The 19594-nt window shown below is 43.2% G+C and carries 9 protein-coding genes and 1 pseudogene; 8 read left to right on the top strand and 2 right to left on the bottom strand.

Annotated elements, in window-relative coordinates; genetic code table 11:
- Nucleotides 1-579: 579 nt before the first annotated feature.
- The 3 genes and pseudogenes from H6F77_RS14615 to H6F77_RS14605 form a co-directional block, all read left to right on the top strand.
- Nucleotides 580-828 (top strand): annotated as a pseudogene (locus H6F77_RS14615) (transposase); the annotation flags it as partial.
- A gap of 127 nt (nt 829-955) precedes the next feature.
- Nucleotides 956-1441, top strand: a complete 486-nt coding sequence (locus H6F77_RS14610; protein WP_190489420.1) for a pentapeptide repeat-containing protein — start codon at nt 956-958, stop codon at nt 1439-1441.
- Between the two features lie 35 nt (nt 1442-1476).
- Nucleotides 1477-1827, top strand: a complete 351-nt coding sequence (locus tag H6F77_RS14605; RefSeq protein ID WP_199321346.1) for a 7(1) septoil knot domain-containing protein — start codon at nt 1477-1479, stop codon at nt 1825-1827.
- Nucleotides 1828-1935: 108 nt separating this feature from the next.
- Here H6F77_RS14605 and H6F77_RS14600 read toward each other — a convergent pair whose 3' ends face one another.
- Together H6F77_RS14600 and H6F77_RS14595 are read right to left on the bottom strand one after the other, a co-directional pair.
- Nucleotides 1936-2556, bottom strand: a complete 621-nt coding sequence (locus H6F77_RS14600; RefSeq protein ID WP_190489419.1) for a D-Ala-D-Ala carboxypeptidase family metallohydrolase — start codon at nt 2554-2556, stop codon at nt 1936-1938.
- 156 nt (nt 2557-2712) lie between these two features.
- Complete coding sequence (locus H6F77_RS14595; RefSeq protein ID WP_190489418.1) at nt 2713-4152, bottom strand: B12-binding domain-containing radical SAM protein; 1440 nt, start codon at nt 4150-4152, stop codon at nt 2713-2715.
- Nucleotides 4153-4467: 315 nt separating this feature from the next.
- Between H6F77_RS14595 and H6F77_RS14590 the strand changes: the two genes are divergently transcribed.
- From H6F77_RS14590 to H6F77_RS14570, 5 genes are all read left to right on the top strand, one after another.
- Entirely contained in the window at nt 4468-6003 is a 1536-nt protein-coding gene (locus H6F77_RS14590) for an adenylate/guanylate cyclase domain-containing protein (RefSeq protein ID WP_190489417.1), read from the top strand.
- Between the two features lie 168 nt (nt 6004-6171).
- The gene (lepB, locus tag H6F77_RS14585; RefSeq protein WP_190489416.1) at nt 6172-6747 is read left to right on the top strand and encodes a signal peptidase I; all 576 of its coding nucleotides are present in this window, start codon (nt 6172-6174) and stop codon (nt 6745-6747) included.
- 609 nt (nt 6748-7356) lie between these two features.
- Entirely contained in the window at nt 7357-13095 is a 5739-nt protein-coding gene (locus H6F77_RS14580) for a PAS domain S-box protein (RefSeq protein WP_190489415.1), read from the top strand.
- A 12-nt stretch (nt 13096-13107) separates the two neighbouring features.
- Nucleotides 13108-15981 (top strand): hybrid sensor histidine kinase/response regulator, encoded by a 2874-nt coding sequence (locus H6F77_RS14575; RefSeq protein WP_190489414.1) that lies wholly within the window; start codon nt 13108-13110, stop codon nt 15979-15981.
- Nucleotides 15982-19500 (top strand): response regulator, encoded by a 3519-nt coding sequence (locus H6F77_RS14570; protein WP_190489413.1) that lies wholly within the window; start codon nt 15982-15984, stop codon nt 19498-19500. It abuts the gene before it with no gap.
- Nucleotides 19501-19594 lie beyond the last annotated feature (94 nt).

Below are 19594 nucleotides of genomic sequence, written 5' to 3'. Positions count from 1 at the left end.
TAGCTCAGAGCAATAACGCTACAAAACAACTTGCCGCTACATCAGCTTGCGTAGGTAACTAGGTCTTAAGTCGTATCCTAAGTATTTCTCCTGGTAGATGCACTAGGGTCATAGTGTTTTTAACTGAATCTTTAAGTATTTTCCTCATAGTCTTTATATAGCCTTTATTAATTTTTCTTTACATATTAATGGTTAAGTATTATTACTGAAGCTTGTATTTTTAGCATTTAATGTAGTTAAACAAACTAAAACATTTATAAAGAAAAAATTAAGCTCAACCCACTAAAACAAAAAGAAAGCCCTCGCTAAGGCAGCCACTGCTGAGGCTGCAAGCCTTTAAAGTAGGGAATTTCAGGAAATATTTGATTATATTGTTCACCCCTTTTATCTCGATAAGTTAATTAGTAATTTGATAATTAGGTAGGTTTTACACGCAAGTGGGGTTTATAGCTTAGTTGTTGGGAAAAGCGATGTTTTGAAGTTTTTAACCCGCATTTATAAAGAAAAATTAAACTCGCTTAGTTCCGCATAAAGATTAAGCCATAGTCGAAACAGCCAATTGTAGGGTGCATCTAAGCTATGGCAAGAAAAGCCTATCCTAGCGATCTGACCGATGCCGAATGGCAACAACTTGAACCACTGATTCCACCTGCTAAATCAGGCGGACACCCGCGCACTGTTAATATGCGCGAAATTGTCAACGCGATTTTCTATTTGATGCGGACGGGTTGCTCGTGGCAGATGCTACCCCATGACCTGCCCCCTTCCTCAACGGTCTACTTGTACTTGCGGCGGTGGCAGAAACAGGGAGTATGGGAGCAGATGAATATCCGAGAGCTTCGCGAGATCGCGCCTTCTGGACGCAACCGCGATCGCCAAAAAAACTAACTTGTGTAGCGATCGCACCCAGCAGCTATATTTTGTAGTTCCCCACTTTACTAAACCAAACAAAGCTATGAAACTCACAACGCTACTAACAGCCGCCATCTCAATGCCTATAATGCTAGCCGCGCCAGCTGGAGCCGAAAGTTCGGCACACGTCCGACGGTTGTTAGAAACTAAAGAATGTGTTGGCTGCGACCTCAGCGGTGCAAAGTTGAGGGGCGCGGATCTCAGGGAAGCTAACCTACAACGGGCTAACTTGAGAGGAGCTGACTTGAGGGGGGCAAAACTGGGTGGGGCTAACTTATATGTAGCTGACTTAGAGTGTGCCCGACTGAACAAAGCAGAATTGGGAGGCGCAGTGCTAAGATTTGCCAACTTGAGGAATGCAAAACTCGAAAGTGCAGACTTAAACGGTGCAAATCTAAGGTTTGCTGACTTAAGAGGTGCAAACCTGGAAAAAGCGAACTTGAGTGATGCGGATCTAATGATGGCTGAGCTAGATTTTGCAAAGTTCAAGGGCGCTATTGTGCAAGGTGCGATGGGATTGAGCCACTAAATCGGCACGGCAACTTGACCTAAAACGAGGCAGTTATGAAAAGTGGGTTGAGTTGGGTTGTAGTTGGTGTTGGTTTAATAGCGATCGCGGACGCATCCGTAGCAAGGCGGCTAGAGGCTAGCGATCGCGCCATTGATGCCGCAACCTGCACCTATAAAGGAAAAAAGCTTTACGGCCAAGTGCAGATTGTTGATAAATTTCCTGATATTAAAGTCAAAGTTGTATCAGCCTTTCCCGATTTGAAGGTAAAACAGGTGACAAACTTTGCCCAACAGTGCGGTCAATGGCAGATGGTGCAAAACTTCCCAAATCTCAAAGTCCAGATTGTTGACACCTTTCCCGACATTCAGATTCAGTATGTCGATTCCTTTCCTGGCGTGCGTTAGCGATAGTTTCTAAAACGCCAAGGCTAGGGCACTCAAGCCAAAAGGAAAAAGGCAAAAGACCGAACTAACCCCATTCTTTTGCCTTTTTACTTCTTTCTCATTCTTCATTTAACCAGGGTATGATGCTTGTCCCCGGTGGTAGGAACGATTGTCTAGACGTATTAAGTAGGGGATATATGAGTAAGTGACTAAACCACCCTGCCACCAACTTAACTCATCCCCCAGTTGTTGACCCGTGTAGCCCTCCACGCGGAAATCAACAGCCTCGACTTGCTGATGACTGCTCTTTTTCTCCCTACCCGTCACTTCACCAGATGAAGGAGGATGATACCAATTGGTAATGTGGAAAGGCTGGCCAATCTGATCTCTGGCAGCTTGCAGCTGCTCGGCGAAAGCAATAATATCCTCTACAGTTTCTTTATTGTGCAGGACGCGCTTGCCATTATGGGTTGCATCCGCCCAAGTGAAACTGCCACCTGCAATAATCGGATCTTGCAAATAAATATCATTTGCAACCCCCGGCACGTGGATTGTGCGATCGCTGCTGTTCTGTTTCCCCGTAACGTCGCGAGAAAGTTCCAGATTGGTTCCGCTTCTCCAAGTCTGCTGAAACTTCTCCAACTGGTCTGGGTGATTCGCCTTCAGCCACTGTTCCAGGTCATTAATAGCTTGATTTTGATGCTGAAAATCTCGGTAATATTTGAAGGCGTTCCGTAGATTTAATTCCATATTAGTTGGCTCCTAAGCGCGTTAATACAGATGCCAGGAGCCAAAAGACAGGAGATAGAAAAAAGTATGAAGCATAAAGGATGAAAATACCTCAATCTAGGTCAGGGTATTAGTCTTGTCATGGTTTATCCTTCTTTCTTCATCTTTATCCTTACTTTATGGCACCCGCAACTGCTGATCCAAGTCTGTCACAGAAGGGGTCTTTAGCATACGATCGATCTTTTTAGATGCCGGATGCGAACCAAAACTGGTAAGCACATTCTCCAACGCTGGCAAGCATTGAGTCACCGTTTTCAGCCGGATAATTGCATCCCAAACTGGCTCTAATTTCTTCCATGCTCCAGAATAAGCCAAGTGCCGCATCCTGTCGCCCCAATCTTCTTTAACCCAAGCACCCTGAAAAATATTGCTCCAGCGGTAAAAATCTCGATATGCTTGCCAATAGCCAGCTTCCAACACTTCTGGCGTCATTTTCGCTGGCTTGTAAACGACGTGCCGAGTATCGTATAAATCCCAGTTGCTATGGGTAATTCTTCCCTGTTCTGCCATTCGTTTGTATAAAGCCGTATCGGGATACGGCGTCAGGATATGAAATGTAGCAGTTTCTAGTCCCTGTTGCACTGCCCATTCTACAGTGCGGTCGAAAACGGTTTCATCATCATCATCCATACCAAAAACAAAGCTGGCATTAACCATTACTCCTACATCCCGCAGGCGGCGGATAGCAGCGCTGTAGTCTCGATTGAGATTTTGATATTTATGCTGTGCTTTGAGATTTGCGGGATTGAGGGTTTCAAAGCCTACAAACATACTGCGTAAGCCTGCGTCGGCGGCTTTTTCTAGTAATTGTGGCTTTAAGATGGATTCTACGGTTGCTGCTGCCTGCCAAACGCGGCTCATGCCTTTCATGCCTTCAAATAAAGCGGCGGCAAATTCAGGATTTCCGAATAGATGATCGTCTAGAAAATAAAGATGCTTACCGGGTAGGCGGTCGATTTCAGCTAAGGCGTCGTCTACAGGTTGGGTGTAAAAAGATTTGCCGCCTTTGAAGAATGCTTCTTTGTAGCAAAAATCGCAGGTGTGGGGACAACCCCGCGAGACGACTATTGAGTTAGGAATTAGGTAGAGATGACGCTTAATTAAGTCGCGGCGAATTTTAGGGACGCCGAGGAGCGATCGCAGTTTCGATTGATACACTTTACCTGGATGCCCCGCCCTGAAATCTTGCAGAAATTCAGGCCAAGTATCTTCTCCTGGGCCAAGGAATATAGTATCAGCATGGGCAGCGGCTTCTTCCGGTAGCGAAGTAACGTGCAACCCACCCAGACAGATATACGCGCCCTTTTGTTTGTAATGGTCTGCTAGTTCGTAAGCTCGGTAAGCTGAAGTAATATAAACCTGGATTACTACTAAATCTGGCTCGTCGTCTAAATTTAGACGCTCAACGTGTTCGTCTTGCAGGGTAATTTCGTCATCTTCGCTGAAAAAACTGGCTATTGTGGCTAATCCCAAGGGGGGAAACAGAGAATATTTAATTGGTCGCCAGTGGGGACTTATAGCTTCTGTTAGCGCAGGCAAAATCATTTTGACTTTCATTGCTTGTGTGGGGAGGCTACGAGCTAGGTTTTATGGCCAATGATTCTAACCTGTGTTCTCCTTTACAATCTCTTACATTTTCTCTCTAAATCTCGCTCTAGGGAGAGGATTAAAGTGGTTGTCTATGCCTTAATTATTCTTTTGCATATTTACATATTTATTTAGTATTTAAATAGCTGGTTTGCCTATAACTATAGGTAGCGCAACTTACAAGTTACAGGCTCTGTGGCAACTTAAAAGCCAAATTAAGCCAAAATACAGAAATCTGTTGACGGTTGTCCTGCTAATTTAATATATGAGAAAATATGAAGATATATGAAGGCTAGAGGCATTTACCAAGCTACCACATCAAAAAACCTCAGTGGGACGAGGCTCAAACGCCCGCGCACAATTCAACGCGGTAGAGTTAGTTGCATCAAGGATCGAGGCAAAGTTGGCACCAATATAGCTGTAATGAATCTTGCTCTTTTAAAAGAAAAATTTGAAAATCTAAAAAAGCGTCATGGTGCTAGCGTCGTAGCGATTAAAGAGATCGAAGACTGGTTGCTGGGATCTAACCTTTTGGAACGAATCAGGATAAACCCCCATCATGTAGCAGCTCTTGCTGGGCTGCACCCGGATTTAGTCATATCTGAATTTTTATATGGCGCGATCGCGGAAGTGTTCGATCTGCATTGGGATATCCACTGTCCTCATTGCAACATGATTACTGCTGAATTTAATAATCTGGCCGATGCATCAGAAGTTTCTTCTTGCGAAATGTGCGAACGCGATTTTGACGTTGATTTCTTAGATCGCGTCGAAGTTACTTTTTCGCTGAATAAAGCCATCGAAGATCCTAGAATTTGCCCCGTCTGCGCTCCCCCTCCTATCTTAAAATCTAAATTTCAACTGGTTACGGGTTTAAACGAAACTGACTCTGTTATTCTCTCATTAGAAAAAGGTAGATATCGCTACTGCTGTCCCCTGACTTTGGCAAAAGGAAGTTTGGTAGTAGACGGAGAAGAAACAGAAGAAATACAAAATTTTCAAATAAAGCAGCTAGAAGGCAAATATTTTGACAAGGAACAACTAACCGCCCGCCCCGGCAAAATCAAAATTGAATTAACAAACATTGGTCATTCGTTATCCGGCATGATTATGTTAAACGATAACTTGCCGGAAGAACTAAAAATAGAACAGCTTCCTCCCCGCGTTTCCGGCCTTGAAATTATCCATCATCCTGATTATAAGCGTTTGTTTGGCGATCAAATTCTCTCAGATCGCGAACGCATGAAAATTAGAGCCGTCACGCTCATGTTTACTGATATTACTGGCTCTACGATGATGTATGAAAAACTAGGAGACGCTAAAGCATACAATATAGTTCGCGACCACTTTGACATTTTATTCCAATCAATTGAAAAACATCGGGGAACGGTAGTCAAAACTATAGGTGATGCTGTAATGGCCTCGTTTGTCACAAACGAACAAGCCCTCAAAGCCGCAGCAGAAGCGTTTGCAGGTTTCAGCGATTACAACAAGAGTCATCACGAGGATGAACAAATAAAAGTTAAAATAGGCATCCATCGCGGTTCCGCAGTTTTGGTAAATCTGAATAATCATTTAGATTATTTTGGCTCAACCGTAAACAAGGCGGCACGCATACAAGGAGTTTCAAAAAGCAAGGAACTTTCCTTTTCGTCAGAGGTCTACAAGGATAAATCTTTCTTAAATGCTTTAAGGACTAGCGGAGTATCGGGAATTCAAAAACATCTTAAAGATTTAAAGGGTATTGAGGGAAGACAGGTGGTGTATAGCGCCAGAATTATCAAGGAAGGGTTGATATCATCAGTTAATATTCTTATCTGATTTATTGGTGCTTTTCGTAATAACCTGTAAGATTCATAGCTGGGTAAGTATGTGGTGGAGGCATAGGGGAAAGCAGTCAAGCGCGATCGCGCATACTTTCAACCCTAAAGTTTGCCCCAAAATTTGTAAAACTATAAACTAAATTGACAAGGCTTCAGGAGTACAAAAGTGACACATAGCGATAGCGATAATAATTTAAAAAATATCTGTATTGAGGGTTTTAAAACAATTGGATTAAGCCTCATTTTTGCCTTTGGATTCCGCACTTTCGTGGCAGAAGGTCGTTATGTTGCTTCAGGTTCTATGGTGCCAACTTTAGAAATAAACGATCGCGTGATGGCGGATAAAGTTAGTTACCGCTTCCATAATCCCCAGCGTGGTGATATCGTTCTGTTTTCACCTACAGATAAGCTACAGCAAGAAAATTTTCACGATACTTTCATCAAACGGGTGATTGGGCTACCTGGAGAAAAAATAGAGATTAAAGGAGGGCGAGTTTTTATTAACGGTAAACTTATACAGGAAAATTATGTTGTAAATGCTTCTCACGAAGATTGGGGGCCGCTTACTGTACCGGATAATTCTTATTTGGTATTGGGTGACTCTCGCAGCAATAGTTATGATGGGCGCTACTGGGGTTTTGTACCGCGCGATCGCATAGTTGGTAAAGCAGTTGTTCGTTTTTGGCCTTTAAGTCGCGCTGGAGACTTGGATCAAAATCTAAATAATACTGTTGCTAAATAACAGATTGGAATTTATTAATATAGCTAGCGATCGCGGGGTGATAAATATGAATATAAGAAGGCGATCGCTAGCTATATTAAATGTACAATACTACTAATTTCCTATTAATTTCGCCGATCGACGCAACCCTTGATAAAACAAAGATAACCCATTTTAAAAGCAAGAAAAGGGCTAAATTAACAGGTATTTTAGCTGTTAATTTATAAAAATAATAACTTACCCAAAATTTACTACTCTACTTAATAAACTACAATATCTCATAAATTAAGTTGAATAAAATGCAACCGCAAGGCTATGCTTACAAAAAATCTAAAGGTTGTAAAAAAATGTTATACTCATAGCGGCATCTGCATATTTCAATAAAGTCTAAGTAGAGAAATTTAATAAAATCATATCATCTTATAATTTGGGGTAAGGTGCGAAACCCAAAATTGACAAATGTTTGGTGTGGTCTGCTCGCGCTGTAACCATCATTCAAAGAATTAATTTCTTCTACTGAATCAGGTATAAAATTATTAAAAATCAGGGTGAAGCTACTATTAATTCAGGGTAAGTGTAGGGGTAGCCTCAGCAATGCAGGCTTCGAGACATTCTAAAAAGTAATGTTAATTGAGTAATGTTAATTGGTTGTTGAATGGTTGGCAGCAAACAGCCAACAGCTTTACGAAAAAAATAAATATTATAAGAATTACTAGGTATTTAGTTATAACACTGAATGCGAAATTGTACCGGGCGATCGCGCCATTAACTACGCTGTTTATCGTCTTTCGAGCGAGTAGCAAGTCTGTTTATTATTTAAGAAGCGAAGTCCATCTGAGGGCAGATGGCAGTATAAAACAAATAGGCGCTCAATTTAGCGATGTTATGCAATACGAACAAACCAAAGAAGCCCCCTGTAAAAGGCAAGAGCAATTCCAGTCAATGATTGCTAGTATCTCTGGAGCCGTTTATCGTGCCAAAAGCGATGCCCAGAGGACAGTAGAGTATATGAGCGAGGCGATCGCAGAAATCTGCGGCTATCGGGCATCTGACTTTATTGACACTCAGACGATAAGCTTTGCCAATCTGATCCATCCAGAAGATAAAGCGAGAGTTGAACGACTTGTTCAACAAGCAATTGCTAGCCGACAACCCTATTGCATCGAATACCGTATTACTCACGCCGATGGCACCACGCGATGGGTTTGTGACAGAGGTCGAGGCAAATTTGCCAACGACCAAGCGGCAAACATCGATTCTTGTTTGGCTTTAACCCCTTATTGTTGCCCCACCTCAGCCGCCTGCTGGCTTGAGGGCATGATATTTGACATTACTCAAATCAAGCACGCATACGATCGGTTACAGCTGTATGCCGATATTGTTAACAACAGCAAGCAAGGTATTTATGTTTACCAGATGGAAGACCTCAACGATGACCAAACGCTGAGGTTAATTGCTGCAAATCCTGCAACTTCACGACTCACAGGCGTTTCCGCCGCTGATATTGAGGGAAAGACCCTGGATGAAAATTTTCCCCATCTGCGCGAGAAGGCAATTCCCCAACTGTTTGCTGATGTCGTGCGTTCGGGGGTTGTACGAAAGGTAGAAGATATCACATATGGTGAGAACCGGGCGCTGGAGAGTGTCTATGCTATAGAAGTGTTACCCCTGCCCAACAACTGCATCAGCGTGACTTATGAGGATATCACCCAACGCAAACAGGCAGAGGGGATGCTCACCGCCGCCACAGCTCGTATTGCCGCCACCTCAGCGCGGTTATCTCATATTTTAGAAAGTATTAGTGATGCCTTCTTTGCGGTAAACCGCAACTGGGAAGTTACTTATATGAATAGTGAAGCCGAGCGTGTTTTGTGCAAAACAGCGGATCGGCTTGTGGGTCGTAACTTGTGGGAAGAATTTCCAGAAGCAATTGGGTCAGTTTTTTACAAAGAGTATCATCGCGCCGTAGAGAGCGGCAGGGCAGTAACATTTGAGGAATGGGATCCCTCGCTAAATAAGTGGTTTGAGGTTCGGGTCTATCCTTCAGAATCGGGACTGTCGATTTATTTTAACGACATCAGCGATGCCGTGGCGGCGGCTACGCAACGCAAACAAGCCGAGGAAAAACTCAGGCATAGTGAAGCTAGACTCGCAGAAGCACAAAAAATAGCCCACCTCAGCAGCTGGGATTTTGATGTCGCCACTCAAAAAATTACTTGGTCAGATGAAGCCTTCCGAGTTTTTGGCCTTGAGCCAAGCCAAAAAACACCCACTTACTCAGAACTTCTACAAAAAATTCATCCAGATGACCTAGAACTATGGCATAAAACCGTTAGACAAGCGATCGCTGACGGCCAGCCTCATCAATTTGAATTTCGCCTCCATCGGCCCGATCGTTCTATCAGGTATGTTGAGGCTAGAGGACAAGCTGTTTCTTCCGATAAAGGGCAAGTGCTGCGGCTATTTGGCACAATGCTGGACATCACCAGCCGCAAACAAGCAGAAATAGCGCTGAGGCAAGCATTACAGCATACCGAAAATCAAAGCCGTCTGCTGCGGACTGTAATTGATGCAACGCCTGACTGGATTTTCGCCAAAGATAGAAACTTCCGCTATGTCTTGGTTAATCAGGGCTACGCTAACGCTATTGGTAAAACAGTAGAAGAGATCGTCGGTAAGGATGATTTGGAACTGGGTTTTTCAGAAGAATTAGTATTTGGCAATCCCAGCGCCGGCATTCGTGGCTTCCGCGCTGACGACGAAGCTGTGTTGGCAGGCGAGACAATCCACAATTCCTACGATCCAGCTACGTGTGCAGATGGTTCGTTGCACATCTTCGATACCAAAAAATTTGGTTTATATGATAACGAGGGTAATATTTTTGCCGTTCTAGGCTTTGCCCACGATATTACAGAAAGTTACACGGCAGAGGAAGCTCTGCGCCAGAGAGAGCAACAGTTGCAAAAAATCACCGCCACCGTACCTGGCATGGTTTACCAATTTTTGCTGAAAACGGATGGCTCGATGAGTTTCCCCTTCGTTAGCGCTGGTTGTCGGGAAGTGTACGAACAAGAGCCAGAAGCCGTACAACAGGATGCGTCGTTAGTTCTCAACAGGCTTCACCCGGACGATCGCGGAACCTTTGAAAACTCTATCGGTGTTTCCGCCCAAACCTTGCAACCTTGGAACTGGGAGGGGAGGCTTGTTACAGATTCGGGTAAGGTGAAGTGGATTCAGGGGGCTTCCCAACCGGAATTGCTAGCCAACGGAGACTTGCTTTGGTATGGCTTGTCCTTGGATATTAGCGATCGCAAACGAGCCGAAGAAGAACGACAAAAGTTTGTTTCGCTAATTGAAAACAGCAGCGACTTTATTGGCATGGCAGCAATGGATGGAAAAACCTTGTTTCTCAATGAAGCCGGACGCCAGCTAGTGGGGCTAAATAGCCTATCGGAAATAAGTTCCACCCTAGTGTTTGATTACTTCCCCGAAGATGTTCAAACTCAATTTTCCCAGACAATTTTGCCAACGGTAATGCAAACCGGACAATGGCAAGGAGAGAGTCAGCTGCGAAACTTCCGTAACGATCAGCTAATCGATGTCTGGATGAATATTTTCTTAGTCAAGCATCCTCACACTGACGAACCCCTTTGTTTAGCAACAGTGCAGAGGGATATTACAGAACGCAAGCAAGCTGAGAGGGCTTTGCAAAAGTCGCAACAACGCATTGCCGAACAAGCTGAACGGGAACGGCTGGTAAGGGCTATAGCCCAGCGCGTGCGCCAGTCTCTTAATCTCACCAACACGCTCAGTACAGCCGTAGAAGAAGTGCGGCAATTACTATTAACCGATCGCACGGTTGTTTATCGCTTTGAACCTAATGGAACTGGGGCTGTTGTTGTTGAATCTGTAGGTGCAAATTGGATGCCTCTTCTGGGGATGGACATTCAAGATCAATGCTTTGCTGATAGTTATATACCGCTTTACGAAGCAGGTCGCATACGGCCAATTGAAGATATTTATACAGCAGGTTTAGATCGCTGCCACATGAATTTATTAGAGCAGCTTCAGGTGAGAGCTAATTTAATAGTTCCAATTGTAATAAGGGGTAGCGGTCAGGAGCCAGAAATTGCTGAAATTGACAATCAACAGAATCATCCAAAATCGTTATGGGGATTGCTGATTGCCCATAATTGTAGCGGCCCGAGGGCGTGGAGTGAATCGGAGATCGAGTTGCTTTCTCAGTTGAGCGTACAACTGGCGATCGCTATACAGCAATCAACCCTGTTCGAGCAAGCGCAACAAGCACGAGAAGTTGCCTTAGAAGCTTCCCGCCTAAAATCCCTATTTTTAGCAAACATGAGTCACGAAATCCGCACGCCGATGAATGGCGTGCTGGGGATGACGGACTTACTTTTAAAAACCAACCTCACAGAAGAACAACTGGATTTTGTACAGACGGCTAAGGTAGCTGGTCAAAATTTGCTCACCCTAATCAACGATATTCTCGATTTCTCCAAGCTTGAAGCAGGTGAAATGCGATTGGAGACGCTGAATTTTGACTTAAACCTCTGCATAGAAGAGTTGCTAGATTTACTAAACACACCAGCGCAAAATAAAGGAATAGAACTTGCGGCATTAATTGATAGCAACGTGCCCTTAGAAATTAAGGCAGATGCAGCGCGTCTGCGGCAAATTCTTACCAATCTGGTGGGTAATGCAATTAAATTTACTGCCTCTGGTGAAGTAGTAATTCAAGTGTCTTTGTCAGCAGTAAATGGCCAAGATATTTTGCCCAACGACAAAGGACAAAAGCCTGCAATTCGATTTGCGATCATAGATACAGGCATAGGAATAAGTCCAGAAGATCGTGAAAAGCTGTTCCAATCCTTTTCTCAAGTAGATGCTTCGACAACTCGCAAATATGGGGGAACGGGCTTAGGGTTGGCAATTAGCAAGCAATTAGTAGAATTGATGGGCGGTGAAATTGGTGTAGAAAGTAAGCCGGGAGTTGGTTCAACCTTCTGGTTTACCCTACCAGTTGATAAAGAAGTTTTAAACAGACAGCGGGAATTAACTCATCCTCTTACCGGACAACTAACAACTGAACTTTCAGGAATAAAACTGTTAGTCGCCAATAATAAACCCACCTTGCGTAAAGTAGTAGTCAGACTTGCCAGCTTGTGGGGAATGCAAGTTGATGAAGTTGAGCAGGGTGGGATGGCGATCGCGGCGTTGCAAAATGCCTTAGCTCAAAACGATCCTTACGATATCGTTTTGATGGATATGCAGTTGCCAGAAATGACCGGAGGTATGCTGGAACGGCTAATAAGTTCTGAAGCATTGCTGGCTCATACTAAGTGGATTCTCCTTACTTCCATGCATCAGCGTGAAGAAGCAAAATTACTGCTGGAACGGGGTTTTGCTGGGTATTTAACCAAACCTCTGAAAGCTTCTAGGCTGTTTGACTGCTTGATGAGTGTCGTCAATAGTAATTCTGCAACAGTCAACCGTGATTCGTCATTAGCATCGCCTGACGAAGCAAAAATAAATATCGATCCAGAATTGGTGGCTGCTGAAACAGAACAAAAGGCACATCTCAAAATTCTGTTAGTAGAAGACACCCCAATTAATCAAAAAGTTGGCTTAAATCAACTAAAAGTATTGGGCTACCAAGCTACCACAGCTAACAACGGTCAAGAGGCATTAACTGCACTGGCAACAAGAGATTTTGACATCGTGTTAATGGATTGTCAGATGCCAATTATGGATGGCTACGAAGCTACAAAAGAGCTGCGCCGTCTCTACGGAAACCGTCATGTGGTAATTGCAATGACGGCTAATGCTTTTAAGGGAGACAAAGAAAAGTGTCTGGCATCTGGCATGGATGATTACATTAGTAAACCCATCGCCCTAGAACAATTACAGGCTACTCTAGAACATTGGTCTGCTTTGTTAGATATAAAAAACTCTCTTAGCGCTAAAGGACAGGAGCAAAAAGAGAACGGAAGCATTGGCAATACGGTTGGAGGTTCGCTATCAGAAATTTTAGATATTGAACGCCTACAGCAAATATGTGGTGGAGATACGGAATTTCAAGAAGAACTTATGCAAGCTTTTGTAGAAGATGCTCAAACTTACATAGAAGAAGCGAAAATAGCCGTCAGCTTAGGAGATTGTAAAGCCCTTTCTCGTCACGCTCATCAGATTAAAGGTGGAAGTAGTACGGTAGCTGTTTACTTAATGCCCGACATTGCACAAAGGCTTGAAACTCAGGCTCAATTAGAGCAGTTAGAGGGTGCAGCTGAAATGGTTGCTGAATTGGAAGCAATTATGCAACGCATCAAACAATTTGTAGTTACTGGGTAATGGAAATTACCAATGACCAATTTCAACCAATTTATTACCTTTATCAATCCGCGTCGTAGCTTTATAACTCGACTGGGATTAGCAATTGGTAGCATTATCCTCATCTTCTCGCTCTTACTAAGTTTGGTTGTTGGCAATGCCAGCAGAGCGCGGATAGAAGCCCATATTGGACATTTCATGGCACACGTAGCCGACGATATAGCGAGCAATCTAGATTGGTTCAAGGTAATACACTATCGCGAGATCCAGGCGATCGCCACCCTTGATGAAATTCGTTCTTCCCAAGTCTCTCTAGATGCTAAACGCGCTCGACTAGAGAAAATAAAACAGCTCTATCCTGACTTGGCGTGGATTGGTTTAACTAACGCTAGGGGCGAAGTTTTAGCCAGTACGGGGAGAATATTAGAGGGCAAAGATGTCTCTAGTCTTCCTTGGTTTGTTAATGGCAAGGAAGCGCCTAATGTTGAGGATGTGCATAAAGCAACTCTGCTGGAAAAGTTACTGCCTAATCCTAGTCAGGAACCCTTGCAGTTAATAAATTTAACAGCGCCCTTGATGGATGAGGCGGGGAATTTTCAAGGCGTGCTGGGGGCGCACCTCAACTGGAACTGGGCAACAAATATGCACGGTTCGCTTCTTAAACCTATAGAGAATTACTATCAAGCAGAGGTGCTGATTTTCTCAGATAAAGGTAATGTTTTGTTAGCGCCACGCATGGCCATTGAAAATTTAAAATCTAAGAGTGTTACGGCGCGATCGCTCAAGAATAGGGATGTCCTCAGCGCTATACAAAATGCTGCGCGACGGGGTGAAAATAGCTACCAGGTTGATACCTGGCAAGATGGGATTACTTATCTAACCAGCTTTGCCAAAAGTGATGGTTACAAGAATTATCCCGGACTTGGGTGGCTGGTTCTGGTGCGCCAAAAAACGGATATTGCTTTTGCAACCGCACGAGAGTTCCAACACAACATCATTATTTGGGGAGTAATACTAGGCGCTGTGTCTGCGGGTTTGTCGTGGTTGCTCGCCGGATGTTTGGTGAATCCAGTGATAGCGATCGCTGCTGCTGTTGCGCGTAGGTGCGAAGGTGATTCTACAATCAAAATTCCCGCAATTTCAGGCATAGATGAAGTCGCTATTCTTTCAACTTCTATAGCTAGCATTGTTGCTACATTAGATGAGCAAAAGCAAGCGATTGAAGCTTCAAACGCCCAATTAATACTTTACATCACTAAACGCAAACGTGCAGAAGTCGAAGTGCGCCAATTAAATGCTGAACTAGAACATAGAGTGATGGCGCGAACAACTAAATTGAAACGTCTTAACGAACAATTAATCCGTCAAATTGACGAACGCAAGCAAGTGGAAGCTGCTCTGCAAGAAGCGAAAGTTGCCGCTGAAGCTGCAAACCATGCCAAAAGCGAATTCTTGGCTAATATGAGCCATGAACTCAGAACTCCTTTAAACGGCATTATAGGTTACGCCCAAATCTTCAAAAAAGACAAAAGTTTAACCGACCAGCAACAAGATGGCATTAATATAATCTACCAGTGCGGCGAACATTTATTAAATTTAATTAATGATATTTTAGATATTTGTAAAATTGAAGCTGGGAAGATGGAAGTCCACATGACTGACTTTCATTTTCCATCTTTTATAAAAAATATTGCTGACATATTCCGAATGCGGGCGGCACAAAAAGGGATTAGTTTTAGCTACGAGCAGGCGTCTCCCTTGCCTGTTGCCCTTAAAGGGGACGAAAAATGGTTGCGGCAAGTTCTCATCAACTTACTCAGCAATGCAGTCAAGTTTACTTCAACTGGTGGGGTAATTTTTAAAGTTGGATATGTATTGGAAAATGAAGAATGGCTGTCATCGATACCTAATTCACAATTAAAAGTTACAAAAATTAGGTTTGAGGTAGAAGATACGGGCATAGGTATAGCACCAGAAAACTTATCAGAAATATTTTTGCCATTCCAACAAGTAGGCGATCGCAACCTTAGAGTGGAAGGAACAGGGCTAGGATTGACAATCAGTAAAAAATTAGTTGACTTGATGGGAGGCAAGTTAAATGTAACCAGTACATTGAATCGAGGTAGTAAATTTTGGCTGGACATAGATATAACTGAAGTGCCAGCATGGAGCAAAGAGTTCTGCCAATTAGAAGAAAGAAATATTAGGGGTTTTAAAGGTGATAAACGAAAGATTATAGTAGTAGATGATAAAGCAGAAAATCGCTTTGTATTAGTCAATTCTCTCTTGCCTATAGGGTTTGAAATAATTGAAGCAAAAGATGGGCGCGACGTTCTGAACAAAGCTGCTGAGTTTAACCCAGATTGCATATTGATGGATCTAGTTATGCCCGTAATGGACGGCTTTGAAGCTACGAGGCTGCTGCGGCTGTCCCCACAATTGAAAGATGTCACGATCATCGCTACGTCAGCTAGCGTTTTCGACTACAACCATGAAAAAGGTTTAGCTGTAGGTTGTGACGCTTTTATCTCTAAACCTATACGCATACAAGAACTTTTAGAACAGTTACGGGTGCATTTGCAACTGGAATGGATTTATGAACAGCAAACTTCCTCTTACAGGTCTTTAATCAAAGACGAATGTAATAGCCAAGAAGAGGAATATAGCGATTTAAGCTTATTAAGTGCAAGCGAAAATCCAAAATTCATTCCTCCACCTGATGAGATTGCGGCTTTGCTCGATTTGGCTATGAGAGGAAATATTAAAGGCATTTTGGAGCGAGCAGAAAAACTTGAACGGCTAGATGCTAAGTTTATTCCCTTTACCACCCATATGCGTAAATTAGCGATCGCATTTCAGGTGAACCAAATCCAGGAATTATTAAAACAATATAATTTGGAGGTATAAATGAACGATACTAATTCTCCCATTGGGGTTATTTTAATTGTTGACGATACTCCCAGCAATTTGATGCCAATGCTGGATTATTTAACCACTTCTGGATTTGAAGTTTTGGTGGCTCTTGATGGAGAAAGTGCTATTAGACAAGCGGAATATGCCCAGCCAGATATTATCCTTTTGGATATCCTGATGCCGGAAATTGACGGGTTTGATACTTGTCGCCGCTTGAAAGCAAATGAGTCAACAAAAGACATTCCCGTGATTTTTATGACGGCGCTTTCTGAGATGGGGTGCAAGGTAGAAGGTTTTCAGGTGGGGGCGGTGGATTACATTACTAAGCCGATTCAGCACGAAGAGGTATTAAGTCGGGTGCAGACTCACTTGACAATTCGGAAACTATATTACCAACTCCAAGAACAAAATTTACAACTACAAAAAGAGATAGGCGATCGCACCTTGGCAGAAGCAGCACTGGCAAAAATGAATGCCGAGCTTGAAGATCGAGTTATAGAACGAACCACGCAATTAAAACAGACTATAGAAAAATTAGAAGATGAAAAGGCAGAAAGACAGATTACTGAGTCATATTTACAGCAATCTGAAGTGCGATTCCAAAAGTTAGCAGCTAACTTGCCGGGAATAATTTATCGATACTGTCTCTACCCCAATAGTAAAGGTTTCTTTCCTTATGTTAGTGCTGGTTGCTTATCTCTTCTAGAGTTAGAACCTGTTGAGATTCAGCAGAATGCTGACTTGCTTTGGAGAACAATTCATCCTGACGATCTTGCATCTATCTACGAAAGTGTGGCTATTTCTGCACAAACTTTAACTCCTTGGCAATGGGAAGGGCGAATTATAGTTAAGGGTAAAAACAAGTGGATTGCTGTTGTTGCCAGACCAGAACGATTGGAGTCGGGGAAAATTTTTTGGGATGGCTTGATGATAGACATCACCAAACGCAAGCTGGCGGAAGCAGCGCTGCAACAAGCGAAAGTTGAACTAGAAGATAGAGTTGCACAACGCACAGCTGAGTTACAAGCAGTTAACGAGCAGTTGAGGAGCGAAATTCAAGCGCATAACATTACCGAAGCCGCGCTGCGTTTGAGCGAAGAGAGATACGCGATCGCCGTCAGTGGCTCTGCGATGGGCGTATGGGACTGGAACCTTAAAACTAAAGAAATCTACATTTCTTCCAGCTTGAAATCCATGCTCGGTTATAGCGATCGCGAAATCAACAGCCAGCTTGATGACTGGCTACTTTTAGTCCATCCCGATGATAGAGAGGCGATGGCGACAGCGATTAACGCACATCTAGCGGGGGTAACTTCTCAATGCGAAATTGAACACCGAATGGTTCACAAAGATGGCAGCATTCGTTGGATACTAGCTCGCGGGACTGTCATGCGGGATGACCAGGGGCAACCGTATAGGATGGCGGGTACGGATACAGATATCACCTATCGGGCGCAGATAGAAAAACAACTGAAAGAGTCTCAAGAGTTTTTGCATCATACTCTGAATGCGATCGCCGATCCTGTTTTTGTCAAAGACGAACAACATCGCTGGCTCAAAGTTAATGATGCTCTTTGTCACTTTTTGGGATATAGCAAAAATCAACTAATTGGCAAGTCCGATTATGATTTTTTCCCTAAAGAACAAGCAGATGTATTTTGGGAAAAAGATGCCCTTGTGTTTAGCAGTGGCCTTGAAAATCAACACGAGGAAAAAATTACCGACTCAGAAGGCAAAGCTCATATTATTTCCACTAAAAAGAGTATTTTCCAAGATGAATCGGGAAATAAAATATTAGTCGGTACTATTAGAGATATCACCGAAATAGTAGCGGCAAAAGAAGCCGCTTTAGAAGCTTCCCGCCTCAAATCGCAATTTCTAGCTAATATAAGTCACGAATTTCGCACCCCCATGAATGGCGTGATTGGGATGACGGATCTGCTGCTGAAAACCAATCTTGACGCGCACCAGCGAGACTTCGTGCAGACAATTAGAATTAGTGGCGATAACTTGCTGGAACTAATTAACGATATCCTCGATTTTTCTAAACTAGAGTCCGGAAAAATGCGGCTGGAGAAGGTGGAGTTTGACTTAGATAGCACTCTAGAAGAAGTGGTATCTATGGTAGTATCGCAAGCTAATGCAAAGGCGATCAGACTGCGGGCTTCAGTAGAAGGTAAAGGAACTCGACAATTAGTAGGAGATGCCAAGCGCCTGCGGCAAATTCTCGTGAATTTAACAGAGAATGCTATTAAATTTACAAACCAAGGAGAAGTAGCGATCGCGGTAGAAATAAGGGAGCCTAGCTCTTTTATCTCAACTAGAGGAGAGGAGGCTAAGAGCCAAAAATTAGAGGAATTTTCCGGCTATATACTTCGATTTTCCGTTAAGGATACTGGTATTGGGATTGCGCCTGAAAACCAGAAAAAGTTGTTTCAATCGTTTTCTCAAGTAGATGGTTCAACCACTAGAAGATATGGAGGTACGGGCTTAGGTTTGGCGATTTGCAAGCAGCTAGTAGAATTAATGCGTGGTGAAATTGGCGTTACAAGCGAATTGGGTAAAGGTTCGGAGTTTTGGTTTGCAGTGCCTTTCGAGAAAAGTTATTCATGCAAAAAATCGGCAGCGCCAATTTTAAATCTTGAGTTTGGTTATGGTAAAGAAGAAAAATTTGAGCCAATCTACGTTCAACCTAGTAAAGATATATTTACTATGCAAAATATTCAATCAGAATACAGCGGTAAAAAGCAAATTTGCAAAGTTTTGTTAGTAGAAGATACACCTATTAACCAAAAAGTCGTAATGAATCAACTCAAAGTCTTGGGATACGAGGCTGATTGTGCCGTTAACGGTCAAGAAGCACTCGACCGCATGACGCACGCAGCTTACGATTTAGTGTTGATGGATTGTCAGATGCCAGTCCTAGATGGCTATGAAGCGACGAGGAAGATTCGCGACCGGGAAGGGAAGGAAAGTCACACTTTAATTATTGCCTTGACTGCCAATGCCATGAGCGGCGATCGCGAAAAATGTCTGGCAGCAGGTATGGATGACTACATAAGTAAACCAATTTCTTTGAAAGAATTGAAAGCAGTTATAGAGCGTTGGATTCATAACCCAAATGAGCCAGCAGCGAAGCAAAAGGAAAATCCAGCATCCAACATCCAAAATCCAAAAGCGGAAGAGGAGCCAGTCGATCGCGATCGCCTGCACGAACTCTCTAGGGGAGACGCTGAGTTTCAAATCGAACTACTGCAAGCCTTTGTGGATGATGCTCAAATTTACCTGCAAGATGCCAAAGTAGCACTCAAGGCGGTTGATTGCGAAACCATCATCCGTCGCGCTCACCAACTTAAAGGGGGAAGTGCTACCGTTGCTATTAGATTAATGCCAGACCTGGCAGCAAAGCTAGAAAGTCAGGCTCGGTCAAATCAGCTTCAGGGTGCAGATGAACTGATAGCTGAATTAGAAAAAGCTCTGGAGCGTGTTAAAGCCTTCATCGCTGCCTGCTAATTCCTATAATTTAATTTACTATGGAGGCGTGGCAATTGGTTTATTTAAAATTTACTATTTGCCCTTGTCATTTCTTACCTTAGCTTCCAGAATT

Origin of the sequence: Microcoleus sp. FACHB-831, from assembly GCF_014695585.1 — a bacterium.
Lineage (GTDB): Bacteria > Cyanobacteriota > Cyanobacteriia > Cyanobacteriales > FACHB-T130 > FACHB-831.
This window is presented reverse-complemented; position numbering and strand designations above follow the sequence as displayed.